At 73.6% G+C, this 14853-nt stretch carries 3 protein-coding genes and 2 pseudogenes; 1 reads left to right on the plus strand and 4 read right to left on the minus strand.

Translation table 11 applies throughout. The features are described from left to right. Nucleotides 1-5: 5 nt before the first annotated feature. The 4 genes and pseudogenes from LUW75_RS03775 to LUW75_RS03785 form a co-directional block, all read right to left on the minus strand. A pseudogene (locus LUW75_RS03775) lies at nt 6-6177 on the minus strand (amino acid adenylation domain-containing protein); the annotation flags it as partial. Nucleotides 6178-6236: 59 nt separating this feature from the next. Next, nucleotides 6237-7409, minus strand: a pseudogene (locus LUW75_RS24260) (condensation domain-containing protein); the annotation flags it as partial. Then, on the minus strand, nt 7391-11971 hold the full coding sequence (locus tag LUW75_RS03780) for a non-ribosomal peptide synthetase (protein ID WP_250334362.1): 4581 nt from the start codon (nt 11969-11971) through the stop codon (nt 7391-7393). The pseudogene LUW75_RS24260 and the gene LUW75_RS03780, both read right to left, overlap by 19 nt. 175 nt (nt 11972-12146) lie before the next feature. Beyond that, nucleotides 12147-13520 (minus strand): serine hydrolase domain-containing protein, encoded by a 1374-nt coding sequence (locus LUW75_RS03785; RefSeq protein WP_250334363.1) that lies wholly within the window; start codon nt 13518-13520, stop codon nt 12147-12149. 989 nt (nt 13521-14509) lie between these two features. Here LUW75_RS03785 and LUW75_RS03790 point away from each other — a divergent pair. After that, on the plus strand, nt 14510-14671 hold the full coding sequence (locus tag LUW75_RS03790) for an LPXTG cell wall anchor domain-containing protein (RefSeq protein WP_250334364.1): 162 nt from the start codon (nt 14510-14512) through the stop codon (nt 14669-14671). The last annotated feature ends 182 nt before the right edge of the window (nt 14672-14853 follow it).

Genomic DNA, 14853 nt, shown 5'->3' on the forward strand with positions numbered 1-14853 from the left:
AGGTGGTCCAGCAGGCCGCGGACGGTCGGCTCGTCGAAGTGCTTCGGCTCGTAGCCGAGGACCACCCGGACCCGGTCGCCGGAGTAGGCGCTGAGCGTGAGCGGGTAGTTGGTGGCCTCGTTGGCGGTCACGGGCTCCACGGTCAGGCCGTGGGCGCGGGCGCTGTCCTCGTCGACGGGGTAGTTCTCGAAGACCACCAGGCTGTCGAAGAGGGTGGTGTCCGCGGGGGAGGCCGGCCTCCGCCTGGATCCGGGCCAGGGAGAGGTAGTCGTGGCGCCGGGACTCGGTCTGCCGGAGCTGGATGTCCCGGAGCCAGTCGGCGACGTTCCGCCCCGGGTCGACGTGGACGCGCACCGGCAGGGTGTTGATGAAGATGCCGACGGCCGACTCGATGTCCGGCAGGTCGGCGGGGCGGCCGGAGGTGGTCGCGCCGAAGACCAGGTCGGTGCGGCCGGAGTACGCCGACAGCAGCAGCGCCCAGGCGCCCTGGACGACCGTGTTGACGGTGAGCCGGTGGCGCTTGGCGAAGTCGAGCACCGCGTCCGACAGCCCGTCCGGGAGGTCGAGTTCCCGGCGCTCGGTGGAGCGTGCGGCGCGGACGTCGTCGGGGGTGCGGTCGTAGGGCAGGGGTACGGGGGTGTCGTAGCCGGCCAGGACCTCCCGCCAGTAGGCGTGGGCGGCCTGGGCGTCCTGCTCGGCCAGCCAGGCGTGGTACTCCCGGAACGCCGGGCGGGCCGGCAGCTCCCCACCGCGGTAGGCGGTGAACAGGTCGGCCATCACCAGCGGCAGGCTCCAGCCGTCCAGCAGGATGTGGTGGAAGGTCCACACCACCTGCACTCGCGTCTCCGACAACCGGAACAGCGCCACCCGCGACAGCGGCGCCGCCGTCAGGTCGACGCCCCGCCGCTCGTCCTCCGCGGTGAACTCCTCCAGCGCCGCGCGCCGCCCCTCCTCCGACAGGTCCCGCCAGTCCCCGACGGTCACGGGCAGGACGGCTTCGCGCCGGACGATCTGCACCGGTTCGGCGATGCCCTGCCAAGCCAGCGTCGTACGGAGCACGGGGGTGGCGTCCACGACCTGCTGCCAGGCGCGGGCGAGGGCCTCGACGTCGGTGACGCCGTCGAGGACGAGGAGGGTCTGCTCGAAGTAGGAGGAGGAGTCGGGTTCCAGCAGGCTGTGGAAGAGCATGCCCTGCTGCATCGGGGTGAGCGGATAGATGTCCTCCACCCCGCGCCCGTCCCCGGCCAGCAGGTCCACCTCGGCCTGCGTGAGCGTCGCCAGCGGGAAGTCCGACGGGGTGACCCCGCCGGTGCCCTCCGCCACGCAGTGCCCGATCAGCTCCGTCAGCTCGGTCAGGAACCGCTCCGCCAGACCCGCGACCGTCGACCCCTCGTGCACGCCCTCGGCGTACGCCCAGTCGAACACCAGCCGCCCGTCGACCACCCGGCCCACCACGTCCAACAGGTGCGCCCGCTCCTCCCCCGGCGCGTACTCGCCGCCGGGTTCGAGGGACGAGGTGCCGAAGAGGCCGCCTTCGCCGGCCGAGGTGTCGAACTGGCCGAGGTAGTTGAAGCTGACCTTCGGCTCGGGCACGGAGCCCAGCTCACCGCGCAGATGACGCAGCGCGCCGTAGCCCAGGCCCCGGTTGGGGATCGCCCGCAGCAGCTCCTTGGTGTGCTTGATCTGCGCGTCCCAGCCCTCCCGGGCCTCAAGCGCGACCGGGAACATCGTGGTGAACCAACCCACCGTACGCGACAGGTCCACCCCCCCGAACAACTCCTCACGGCCATGGCCCTCAAGATCCACCAGCAGCCGCGACTCACCCGTCCAACCGCACAGCACCCGCGCCAACGCCGCCAACAGCACATCGTTGACCTGCGTCCGGTACGCCCCCGGCACGTCCAGCAACAACCGACGCGTCAACTCCGCCGACAACTCCGAACGCACCGTCCGCTGGGCACCCATCAGGTTCCCGCCCCCACCGTCCACCGGGACGTCGGAGGGGACGCCTTCGGTCAGGGCGGTCCAGTAGGGCAGTTCGGCGTCGAAGCCGCCCTGTTCGGTGTGCTCGGCGAGTCGTGCCGCCCACTGCTGGAAGGAGGTGGTCTTCGGTCCCAGCGGCTCACGGCGGCACGCCGCGTCCAGGTCCTCCAGCAGCACCCGCCACGACACACCGTCCACCACCAGATGATGCGCCGCCAGCAACAACCGCGACCCACCGTCCGCACCGGCGTCGAAGAACACCACCCGCACCAACGGACCCGCCACCAGATCCAGCGACGACTGCACCCGCACCGAGTGCTCCCGCACCACCGCATCCAGCGCAGCACCGGACAGACCCCGCACGTCGACCGTCTCCAGCACCCGGCCCGCATCCTCGAAACCGGCCACCGACAACCGCCCGTCCACCACCCGCAGACGCAACATGTCGTGCTGCCCCAGCAACACCCCCACCGCATCCGCCAGCACACCCGCGTCGAACCCGGCCCCCACCTCCAACAGCACCGCCATGTTGAAGTGATGCGGCGCCACCGGATGCGAACCGAAGAACCACTCCACGATCGGCGTCACCACCACCTCACCCGTCACCACACCCTGCTCGGCGGCCGGTACCGCGCCCTCTCCGGGGGCGGCGGCCGCGGCGAGGCCCGCGACGGTCTGGTGGGCGAAGACGTCCTTCGAGGTGAGGTGGACGCCCTCGCGGCGGGCGCGGGAGACGAGCTGGATGCTCAGGATCGAGTCGCCGCCCAGGTCGAAGAAGTTGTCGTGCACACCGACCCGCTCGACACCCAGCACCGACGCGAACACCCCCGCCAGCGTCCGCTCCACCTCGTCGCGCGGCGCGACGTACGCGGCGTCCTCCGTGGTCCACACGGGGTCCGGCAGCGCCTTGGTGTCGATCTTGCCGTTGGCGGTGAGCGGGAGTGCGTCCAGTGTGACGACGGCCGCCGGAACCATGTGGGCGGGCAGGGCCTCGCCGACGCCGGCGCGCAGTTCGGCGGCGTCCGGGGCGGCGCCGTCCTCGGGGACGACGTAGCCGACGAGCCGCTTGGACCCGGGCCGGTCCTCGCGGACCGCGACCACGGCCTGCCGGACGTCCGGCCGGGCGAGCAGCGCGGCCTCGATCTCGCCGAGCTCGACGCGGAAACCGCGGATCTTCACCTGGTTGTCGGCGCGGCCGACGAACTCCAGCTCGCCGTCGGTGCGCCGGCGGACCAGGTCGCCGCTGCGGTACATGCGGTCGCCGGGTGCGCCGTACGGGTCGGCGACGAACCGCTCCGCGGTCAGGCCGGGGCGTCCCCAGTAGCCGCGGGCCAGTCCCTCGCCGGCGATGTACAGCTCGCCGGTGACCCCGGCCGGCACCGGCCGCAGGAAGGCGTCCAGGACGTACACCCGGGTGCCCTCGATCGCGGTGCCGATCGGCGGGGTGCCCGCGCCGGACAGCGGGGCGCTCATGGTGGCGCACACCGTGGTCTCGGTCGGCCCGTAGGCGTTGACCAGGCGGCGGCCCTGCGACCACCGGTCGGCGAGTTCGCCGGGCAGCGCCTCGCCGCCCGTCGCCAGGACGGCCAGGCCGGGCACCTCCCGCGGGTTCATGGTGGGCAGGACGGCGGGCGGCAGGAGGGCGTGGGTGACCCCGAAGTCCCGGATGACCTCGACGAGTTCCTCACCGGCGAGCTTGTCGCGGGAAGGGGTGACGAGGGTGGCACCGTTGAGCAGGGAGGCGGTGATCTCGAAGACCGCGGCGTCGAAGCTCGGCGAGGCGAACTGGAGGGTGCGCGAGTCCGGGGCGACCCGCATCCGGTGGAGCTGGGTGCGGGCGAAGTCGGCCACGCCCCGGTGGCCGACCACGACGCCCTTGGGGCGGCCGGTGGAGCCCGAGGTGTAGATCATGTACGCGGCGTCGTCGGGACCGGGCTCGGGCAGCGCGGCGCCGTCCGCCGCGGTGTGGCCGGTCAGCTCGTCCAGGAGGAGCTGCCGCTCGGTGCCGGGGACGGTCCCGGTGAGGGAGCGCTGGGTGACGACGGTGCGGACGCCGGAGTCGTCGACCATGTACTGGAGGCGGTCGAGCGGGTACGTCGGGTCCATCGGCAGGTAGGCCGCGCCGGCCTTCATCACGCCCAGGTAGGACACGACCTGCGACGGGCCGCGTTCCAGGCAGACGCCGACGAACTCGCCGCGCCGCACGCCCTGTGCGCGCAGCGCGCGGGCGACCCGGTCGGAGCGGGCGTCGAGCTCGGCGAAGGTCAACTGCTCGTGCTCCCCGAGGAGCGCGACGCGCTCCGGGTGCCGTGCGGCCTGCTCGGCGAAGAGCGAGACCATGGTGCCACCGGCTTCGGTCCGCCGCGCGGGGCCGCCCAGGGCGGCCCGCTCCTCGGCCGGGGTGAGCAGCGGTACGGCGGCGACCCGACGGCCGGGCTCGGCGACGAGCGCGGTCAGCAGGTGGACCAGCCGGTCCAGGAGGCTCCGGGCGGTGTCCGCGTCGAAGTGGTTCGGGTCGTAGCGCAGGTGGAGGCCGATCCTGGCGCCGTCGTAGGCGACCAGCGTGAGCGGGTAGTTGGTGGCCTCGTTGGCGGTCACGGGCTCCACGGTCAGGCCGTGGGCGCGGGCGCTGTCCTCGTCGACGGGGTAGTTCTCGAAGACCACCAGGCTGTCGAAGAGGGTGGTGTCCGCGGGGAGGCCGGCCTCCGCCTGGATCCGGGCCAGCGGCAGGTAGTCGTGGCCGTGCGCTTCGGTCTGCCGGAGCTGGATGCCCTGGAGCCAGTCGGCGACCCGCTGGTCCGGGTCGATGCGGACGCGCACCGGCAGGGTGTTGATGAAGATGCCGACGGCCGACTCGGCGTCCGGCAGGTCGGCGGGGCGGCCGGAGGTGGTCGCGCCGAAGACCAGGTCCGTCTGGCCCGAGTGGGCCGACAGCAGCAGCGCCCAGGCCGCCTGTACCACGGCGTTGACGGTGAGCCGGTGGCGCTTGGCGAAGTCGTGGACCGCGTCGGACGGTCCGGTGCCGAGGTCGTCGACGAGCCGGGCGGTGGAGCGTGCGGCGCGGACGTCGTCGGGGGTGCGGTCGTAGGGCAGGGGTACGGGGGTGTCGTAGCCGGCCAGGACCTCCCGCCAGTAGGCGTGGGCGGCCTGGGCGTCCTGCTCGGCCAGCCAGGCGTGGTACTCCCGGAACGCCGGGCGGGCCGGCAGCTCCCCACCGCGGTAGGCGGTGAACAGGTCGGCCATCACCAGCGGCAGGCTCCAGCCGTCCAGCAGGATGTGGTGGAAGGTCCACACCACCTGCACCCGCGTCTCCGACAACCGGAACAGCGCCACCCGCGACAGCGGCGCCGCCGTCAGGTCGACGCCCCGCCGCTCGTCCTCCGCGGTGAACTCCTCCAGCGCCGCGCGCCGCCCCTCCTCCGACAGGTCCCGCCAGTCCCCGACGGTCACGGGGAAGGCGACCGAGCGGTGCACCCGCTGGACGGGCTCGTCCAGGTCCTCCCAGGCCAGGGAGGTGCGCAGGACGGGGGTGGCGTCCGCGACCCGCTGCCAGGCGCGGGCGAGCCCCTGGACGTCGGTGACGCCGTCGAGCACGAACACGAGCTGTTCGAAGTAGGAGGAGGAGTCGGGTTCCAGCAGGCTGTGGAAGAGCATGCCCTGCTGCATCGGGGTGAGCGGATAGATGTCCTCCACCCCGCGCCCGTCCCCGGCCAGCAGGTCCACCTCGGCCTGCGTGAGCGTCGCCAGCGGGAAGTCCGACGGGGTGACCCCGCCGGTGCCCTCCGCCACGCAGTGCCCGATCAGCTCCGTCAGCTCGGTCAGGAACCGCTCCGCCAGACCCGCGACCGTCGACCCCTCGTGCACGCCCTCGGCGTACGCCCAGTCGAACACCAGCCGCCCGTCGACCACCCGGCCCACCACGTCCAACAGGTGCGCCCGCTCCTCCCCCGGCGCGTACTCGCCGCCGGGGTTCAGCTCGATCGACTCGTACAGGCCGCCTTCGCCGGCCGAGGTGTCGAACTGGCCGAGGTAGTTGAAGCTGACCTTCGGCTCGGGCACGGAGCCCAGCTCACCGCGCAGATGACGCAGCGCGCCGTAGCCCAGGCCCCGGTTGGGGATCGCCCGCAGCAGCTCCTTGGTGTGCTTGATCTGCGCGTCCCAGCCCTCCCGGGCCTCAAGCGCGACCGGGAACATCGTGGTGAACCAACCCACCGTACGCGACAGGTCCACCCCCCGAACAACTCCTCACGGCCATGGCCCTCAAGATCCACCAGCAGCCGCGACTCACCCGTCCAACCGCACAGCACCCGCGCCAACGCCGCCAACAGCACATCGTTGACCTGCGTCCGGTACGCCCCCGGCACGTCCAGCAACAACCGACGCGTCAACTCCGCCGACAACTCCGAACGCACCGTCCGCTGGGCACCCATCAGGTTCCCGCCCCCACCGTCCACCGGGATCTCCGCCCCGGCTCCCGTGGTGGCCTCGGTCCAGTACGACGTCTCCGCGTCGAAGCGGCCTTCGGCGGCGGCGGTCGTCAGCAGGTGCGCCCACTGCTGGAAGGAGGTGGTCTTCGGCCCCAGCGGCTCACGGCGGCACGCCGCGTCCAGGTCCTCCAGCAGCACCCGCCACGACACACCGTCCACCACCAGATGATGCGCCGCCAGCAACAACCGCGACCCACCGTCCGCACCGGCGTCGAAGAACACCACCCGCACCAACGGACCCGCCACCAGATCCAGCGACGACTGCACCCGCACCGAGTGCTCCCGCACCACCACATCCAGCGCAGCACCGGACAGACCCCGCACGTCGACCGTCTCCAGCACCCGGCCCGCATCCTCGAAACCGGCCACCGACAACCGCCCGTCCACCACCCGCAGACGCAACATGTCGTGCTGCCCCAGCAACACCCCCACCGCATCCGCCAGCACACCCGCGTCGAACCCGGCCCCCACCTCCAACAACACCGCCATGTTGAAGTGATGCGGCGCCACCGGATGCGAACCGAAGAACCACTCCACGATCGGCGTCACCACCACCTCACCCGTCACCACACCCTGCTCGGCGAGGGTCCGCCCGGCGCCGGTGGGGACGGCCACGGTCGCCAGGCCGGCGACGGTCTGCCGGACGAAGACGTCCTTGGAGGTGAGTTCCAGTCCCTCCTTGCGGGCGCGGGAGACGAGCTGGATGCTCAGGATCGAGTCGCCGCCCAGGTCGAAGAAGTTGTCGTGCACACCGACCCGCTCGACACCCAGCACCGACGCGAACACCCCCGCCAGCGTCCGCTCCACCTCGTCGCGCGGCGCGACGTACGCGGTGCCGGCCGTCAGCTCCGGGGCGGGGGCGGGCAGGGCGCGCCGGTCGACCTTGCCGTTGCTGTTCAGCGGCATGGCGTCGAGCGGGATCAGGACCGCCGGGACCATGTACTCGGGGAGCCGCTCGCCCAGCCGGGCCCGGCAGCCGTCGAGGTCCAGGGGGTCTCCAGACCCCGCTCCGCCACCACGTAGGCGACGATCCGCTTGCCGCCGGCCTCGGTGCCGTGCACGACGACCGTCGCCTCGCCGATCTCCGGGAGCCGCAGCAGCGCGGCCTCGATCTCGCCGAGCTCGATGCGGAAGCCGCGGATCTTCACCTGGGCGTCGACGCGGCCCAGGTACTCCAGTTCGCCGGCGGGCGTCCAGCGCACCAGGTCGCCGGTGCGGTAGAGGCGCTCCCCGGGCGCGGTCGGGTGGGCGACGAACCGCTCCGCGGTCAGGTCGGGGCGTCCCCAGTAGCCGCGGGCCAGTCCGGCGCCGCCGACGTACAGCTCGCCGGTGACCCCGGCCGGCACCGGCCGCAGGAACCCGTCGAGGACCAGCAGCCGGGTGTCGTCGAGGGCGGTGCCGATGGGCAGCGTCTTCGCCTCGCGCTCGCTCGGCGCGTAGGCGTGGACGGTGGCGAAGGTGGTGGTCTCGGTGGGTCCGTAGCCGTTGCAGATCACCAAGTCCGGGCAGGCGTCGGCGACCCGGCGGACGGCCTGCACGTTCGCGGCCTCGCCGCCGGTGATCACCGCGCGCATCCCGGAGAAGCACTCCGGCATCTGGTTGGCGTAGAGGTTGAACAGCGAGGTGGTGACGAACGTGGACTGCACGCCCCGGGCGTCGACCAGCGCGCCGAACGCCTCCGCGTCGAGGTGCTCCGGCGGGGCGACGACCACGCTGCCGCCGTTCAGCAGCGGCACCCAGATCTCGAAGGTCGCCGCGTCGAAGGCGTGCGAGGAGTGGAACAGCGTCCGCTCGTGGCGGCCGTCGCGCCAGCGGCTGTCGAGGGCGAGCCGGGTGATGTCGTCGTGGGTGACGCCGACGCCCTTCGGGGTGCCGGTGGACCCCGACGTGAACATGAGGTAGGCGAGCTGGTCGGGGTGGTGCGTGGCGGGTCCGTCGAGCGGTTCGCCCGGGCCCTCGGAGGTCGGCCTGCCGCCCTCGTCGAGGACGATCAGGGGCAGCCCGGTGTCCTGCGGGACGCGGTCCTTCGACGCCTCGTCGGTGATCACGCAGACCGCTCCGGCCTGCTCGATCAGCGCCCGGACCCGGTCCACGGGGTGGCCGGAGTGCGCCGGCGCGTAGGCGCCGCCCGCGCGCAGCACGGCGAGCATGGAGACCACGACCTGCACGCCGCGTTCGAGGACGAGTACGACCGGCGCCTCGGCCCGCACTCCCGCGGCGCGCAGGCGGCGGGCCAGGGCGTCGGTGCGGGAGTCGAGCTCGGCGTAGGTGAGCTGCTCGGCGGTGCCGACGAGGGCGGTCGCGTCGGGCGTCCTCGCGGCGATCTCGGCGAACCGCTCGGGAACGCCCGGCACCGTGCCCCGCGGGGCGTCGCCGGACCACTGCGCGAGCCGGTCCCGCTCGTCGGGCGACAGCAGGTCGAGGGCGGCCAGGGGCAGCCGCGGCTGCGCGGTGGCGGCGGCGACGAGGCGGCGCAGCCGCTCGCCGAGGCGCCGGGCCGACGCCTCTTCGAACAGCTCGGTGTTGTACTCCAGGGCGACCCGCAGCGCGCCGTCGCGCTCCTCGTACTCCACGACCAGGTCGAACAGCGAGCGGGTGCGCGGGAGCAGCACCTCGGAAACGTCGAGGCCGGGCAGCTCGACCCGCTGGGGAAGGGTGTTCTGGAGCACCATCATGGCCTGGAACAGCGGGGTGCGGCCGGGGTCGCGCTCGGTGACCAGCTCCTCGACCAGCCGGTCGAAGGGGAGTTCGTGGTCGAAGGCGTCCCGCACGGTGGTGCGCACGTCGTCGAGGAAGGACGCCACGGTGTCCGTGGTGCGCGGCCGGGAGCGGATGACGACGGGGTTGACGAAGAAGCCGACCAGGTCGTCGGTCTGCTGGTGCTCCCGGCCCGCCGAGGCGACGCCCAGGGCCACGTCGCGGGTGCCGGACGCGGTCGCCAGCAGCAGCTGGGTCATCGCGGTGAGCGTCATGAAGAGGGTCGCGCCCCGGCCGCGGCCCAGCTCCTTCAGCGCCTCGGTCTCGGCGGCGGTCAGCTCGAAGCGGTGCACCGCTCCCCTGGTGGTGCGGACCTCGGGGCGCGGCCGGTCGGTGGGCAGCGCGAGCGGCTGCACCTCGTCCAGCTGCCGCTCCCAGTAGGCGAAGCGGTCCGCGACGGCGGCGCGGTCCCAGCCGTTCTGCTCCCAGGCGGCGAAGTCGGCGTACTGCACGGAGAGTTCGGCCGGCGGGGCCGCCTGCGGGTCGATCGCGGCCCGGTAGAGCGCCGCGAGGTCCCGGGTCAGCACGTCCAGCGACCAGCCGTCGCTGACGATGTGGTGGGTGCTCAGGACCAGGACGTGGTCGTCGTCGGCGAACCGCACCAGCACCGTCCGCAGCAGCGGGCCGGCCGTGAGGTCGAACGGCTTCTCCACCTCGGCGAGCAGCAGCGCGGACAGCGCCTCCTCGCGGTCGGCGCCGGACAGGGCCGACAGGTCCTCCTCGTCGAGGGCGAGCGGGGCGTCGCCGGGGGCGTGCACCCGCTGGACCGGGTGGCCGTCCTCCTCGTGGAAGGTGGTCCGCAGGGACTCGTGCCGGGCGACCAGCCCGCGCAGGGCGGTGCGCAGCGCCGGCACGTCGAGGGCGCCGCTCAGCCGGTAGGCGCTGCCGGTGTAGTACTCGGTGGAGCCGCCCTCGTAGCGGTCGAGGAACCACAGGCGGCGCTGGGCGGAGGAGAGCGGCAGCGGGCGGTCGCGGTCGGCGCGCGGTATGCCGTCGTCGGTGGAGGCGGCGGTCAGCCCCTCGGCGGCGAGTTCGGCGACGGTGGGGTGGGCGAACAGGGCGCGCCGCGCGGCCTTGACCCCCAGCCGCGCCTCGGTGCGCGACAGGGCGTGGACGGCGCGGATGGAGTCGCCGCCGAGGTCGAAGAAGTCGTCGTGGACGCCGACCCGGGGCACGCCGAGGACCTCGGCGAACACCTCGGCGACGGCCTCCTCGGTGGCGTCGCGGGGGGCGACGTACTCCCCGACCAGTTGGCCGGGGGACGGTTCGGGCAGCGCGGCGCGGTCGATCTTGCCGTTGACGGTGAGCGGCAGCGCGTCCAGCGTGACGACGGCCGACGGCACCATGTACTCGGGCAGCTCGCGCCTCAGGGCGGCGCGGACCGCGGAGGGCGTGGGCGCGTCGGCCGCGTCGTCCGGGACGGCGTACGCCACCAGGCGGCGGTCGCCCGGGCGGTCCTCCCGGACCAGGGCGACGGCGTGGGCGACGCCGGGCAGCCGCATGGCGGCGGCCTCGATCTCGCCGAGCTCGATGCGGAAGCCGCGCAGCTTGACCTGGTCGTCGACCCGGCCGGCGAACTCCAGCCCGCCGTCGTCGGTGCGCCGCACCAGGTCGCCGGTGCGGTACATGCGGGTGCCGGGCGCGCCGTACGGGTCGGCGACGAAGCGTTCCGCCGTCAGGTCGGGGCGGCCCCGGTAGCCCCGGGCCAGTCCCTCGCCGGCGATGTACAGCTCACCGGTGGCGCCCGCCGGGACGGGCTGCAGGCGCCCGTCCAGGACGTACACCTCGGTGCCCTCGACCGGGGTGCCGAGCGGCGGGGTGCCGCCGCCGCTCATCGGGGCGCTCATGGTGGCGCAGACGGTGGCCTCGGTCGGCCCGTAGCCGTTGTACATGCGGCGGCCGCGCGACCACAGGTCGACCAGTTCGCCGGGGCACGCCTCGCCGGCCACCATCAGGGCGGCGAGGCCCGGCAGGTCCTCGGGGTCCATGGTGGGCAGCACGGCGGGGGGCAGTGTCGCGTGGGTGACCCCGAAGTCCCTCAGGACCCGGGTCAGCTCGGCGCCGGCCAGCCCGCCGCGGTCGGGTACGACGAGGGCGGCGCCGTTCAGCAGCGACTTGGTGACCTCGAAGACGGCCGCGTCGAAGCTGGGCGAGGCGAACTGGAGCACCCGCGAGTCGGGCGTGACCTCCATCCGCTCCCGCTGGGTGCGGGCCAGGTCGGCGATGCCGCGGTGGGTGACGACGACGCCCTTGGGGCGGCCGGTAGAGCCCGAGGTGTAGATCATGTACGCGGCGTCGTCGGGGCCCGGCTCCACGGCGGGCGCGCCGGCCGGCACCGCGTCGTCCAGGTCCGCCAGGAGCAGCCGCCGCGGCCCGTCCGGCACCCGCCCGGCCACGGACGGCTGGGTGATCACCAGGCCGATCCCGGAGTCGTCGGTCATGTAGCGCAGCCGCTCCGCCGGGTAGGCCGGGTCCAGCGGCACGTACACGCCGCCCGCCCGCATGACGGCGAGCATCGACACCACCAGCGCGGTGCCGCGCTCCAGGCACACGCCGACCGGCGTTCCGCGCCGCACCCCCCGGTCGTGCAGCACGGCGGCCGCCCTGGCCACGCGCGCGTCCAGCTCGGCGTAGCTCATGGATCCGGATTCGGCCGCCAGCGCGGTCGCGTCGGGTCGTCGGGCCACCTGTGCACCGAACAGCGCCGGGAGCGTCCGGCTCTCCGCGTGCTGGGCAGAAACCACGGTTGCTACTCCTTCGAGAGCCGCACGCGCCGCGGCATCGGTCCGGCGCGAGCCGTGGAACCGCACACCGGCGCGGCTCCACGTGAGGGAAGGACAGGGCCGTGCCGCCGGCCCGGCCGGCGGCACGAGGGAGAACGGGGGGTGGGGGGAAGGAGGAGAGGGCGGTGGCCGGGGATCAGGCGGCCTGGCAGATTTCGCCCGCCCGGCGCAGGGTCCGGCCGTTGTACTGCATGAGGTCGGCCGGGCGGCCCTTCCGGGACCTGAGGAAGCGGCCGCTGAACAGCACGTCGCCCTGGTCCGCGGCCCGCACGCTGAAGATGAGGTCGGAGCCGACGGTGAGCGTCCCGGAGACGCCGTTGTCCGCGTCCAGGCGCAGCTTGCCGCCGTTCCCCTCGGGGAACACGCGGATGGCGAGCTCGCCGTTGACGAACTCACCGGCGAGCGCGGCGGCCTCGTCGCACGGACGGCCCGCGGGAGCGGGCTGCTCGTAGTGGCCGACACGCAGGCCGAAGGTGCGGTCCAGCTCGCCGACGAGGTCGAACCAGGCGGCCAGGCCGGTGGTGGAGTTGGTGGTGAAGGCGAGGGCGGTGCCGCTGGCCTGGTCGACGCGGACGTTGCAGGAGCCGCCGTCGAGGGTGCCGTCGTGGCCGAGCCACAGGCTCTCCCCGGCGGGGTAGAGGCCCCAGCCGGCGCCCCATCCCGCGGCCAGGCCGAACGGCTCGGCGGCCGGCACGGCGTGGCCCATCACCGCCAGCACGTCGGGGTCGGCGATGTCGGCGTCCAGGGCCCCGTGGCCCTCGCCGAGGAACGCCCGGCCGAAGCGCACCAGGTCGGTGGCGCTGCCCGCGAGGCCCCCGGCCGCGGCCAGCGTCGACTCGCAGTAGAAGTCCACGGGCTCGGTGCGGCCGGTCCGCGCGTTCACGGCGTGGCCGCTCACGGCGGCGCCCGGTCCGCGGCCCGGGCGCGGGTCCTCGATGAACGCGAGGTCCAGCCCGGTCGGGTGTGCCAGGTACGACTCCAGCGAGTCCCACCAGCTCTGCCCGGTGAGCACCTCGATGACGTACGCGGCCACGGCGTAGCCGGTGTTCGAGTAGGAGAAGGCGGTGCCGGGCACGCCGAAGTGCCCCTCGCGTACGACGGACTCGAAATAGCGGCGCAGGGACGGGGAGCGCAGCGGGGTTCCCTCGTAGTCGGACACGAGCCCGGCGGTGTGGCTCAGCAGCTGGCGGAGCGTCACCTCGTGCATCGGGTGGTCCGCGGGCACCGCCGTGTGCCCCGCGATGTCCGCGAGGACCTCCATGACGGGAGTGTCGAGTTCCACCTCGCCCTCTTCGACCAGCTGCATGACGAGCGCGGCCGTGAAGACCTTGCTCACCGAGCCGTAGGCGAAGCGGGACTTCACGGACACCGGCACGTCGGAGCCGATCCGCTCGACGCCGGTGCACACCTCCCACAGCGTGCCGCCGCTGTACAGGGACAGCTGGGCTCCGGGTATCCGGTGGTCGCGAACCAGTTCGTTCACCATGCCGGAGAGGACGCCGACATCCATGCTCTCGTACCCCCGTTCGAGAGTGCCGTGCGGCTTGGTCAGCCGCTCGACCGCCTAGGGATAGCTGGCTCTACCTCTTTCGTAGGGCCAGCCTGACTTTCGGTCACAGACTCATCGATACCGTCGGCAATCTCAAGGACTCCCAGCTCAAACCGAAAGCCGCAGGTCAGAGCCGCACTACACGCGCAGAAACGACCATGCTCGATCCTCTGGGAAGGCATGGGAAGCGGCAGGCGGAAGACCCCGCTCCACCTGGTCGAACACCACCGCACACCCCGCACCGCATGCCACCGGAACGGGTGAAGGCCTCCCCGCGCCGGGGAAGGCGCAGTTCACGAGCGCCCGGCGCGTCGGACGCGCCTCACGGCCCGGAAGCCGGGCGAACACCCGGGACCGGGCCGGTCCCCGGGACCCGCACCGTCGCGGCCCCCGGCCGAAAACCTCGGCGGAGGCTACGGAAAAGCGCCACCGCACCGGGAGGCGCCCGCAGCCCGGGGGCGTCGGCGGTGAAACCGCGCCGCGGAGGGGCCGTCCTCCCCCGCACCGGGGGAGGACGGCCCTCCTCGCACCGGAGGGGTGGTCTTCCTCACAGACGGGCCGCGGCCGGAACGCCGGACCGGTCTCCGCGCCCCGCACGGGGTTCCGCACTCCGCCGGGCGCCGGCCGGGTACGCGGGTACCCCCACCGCTCCCGGACATGCCGGCGCACCCCGCCCGAACCCGACCGCCCGCGGCGCGCCCCCCCCGTCCGCGACACCCGCGACGCCCCCCGGTCGCGGAGACCGGCCGTGCGGTCGCCTTCTTCCCCGGTTCTTCGCGCGGGTGGGCCCGGCCACCGGCGCCGGGGCGGGCGGCGTAAGCGGTGTCAGGGGGTGGTGTAGCGTACTGCACCACAACCCCGTTACGGCGCCGCCTCGTTCGATGCTGCGAGCCCGGGCACCGTACTGCCCACGAGGGCACCGGCCCCTTCGCCCGACGAAAGAAACGGTCATGAAGATCCTCCTCTGGATCCTGCTCGCGGCGGCTCTCGCCGCCAACGCCTACTCCACCTTCGCCTTCCAGGGCGGCAAGCAGACTGCCGTCAGCGCCATCAGCGGTACGGTCGCCCTGGCCTCGGCGGTCACCCTCTTCCTGACCCGCAAGAAGCGCTGAGCGAACCGGGCCTGACGCCGGGACGGCCCGGCCGCCCGCGCCGTCCCCCGGTTCTCCACCGCGCACCGGCCCGACCCGGCCCCGGCTCCGGTGCGCTTCTCGCGGCCCTGCGGACGGGACCGCCGGCTCCACGGCCCGGCGCGGCTGCCGTCTCCCGTCGAACGGACCCCCCCGGGGGGCGG

It is taken from the genome of Streptomyces sp. MRC013, assembly GCF_023614235.1.
Classification (GTDB): domain Bacteria; phylum Actinomycetota; class Actinomycetes; order Streptomycetales; family Streptomycetaceae; genus Streptomyces.

What these genes read in the sequence shown, in the direction of transcription:
- LUW75_RS03785 (WP_250334363.1), bottom strand. Translation starts at nt 13,520, where the DNA reads ATGGATGTCGGCGTCCTCTCCGGCATGGTGAACGAACTGGTTCGCGAC.
- LUW75_RS03790 (WP_250334364.1), top strand. Translation starts at nt 14,510, where the DNA reads ATGAAGATCCTCCTCTGGATCCTGCTCGCGGCGGCTCTCGCCGCCAAC.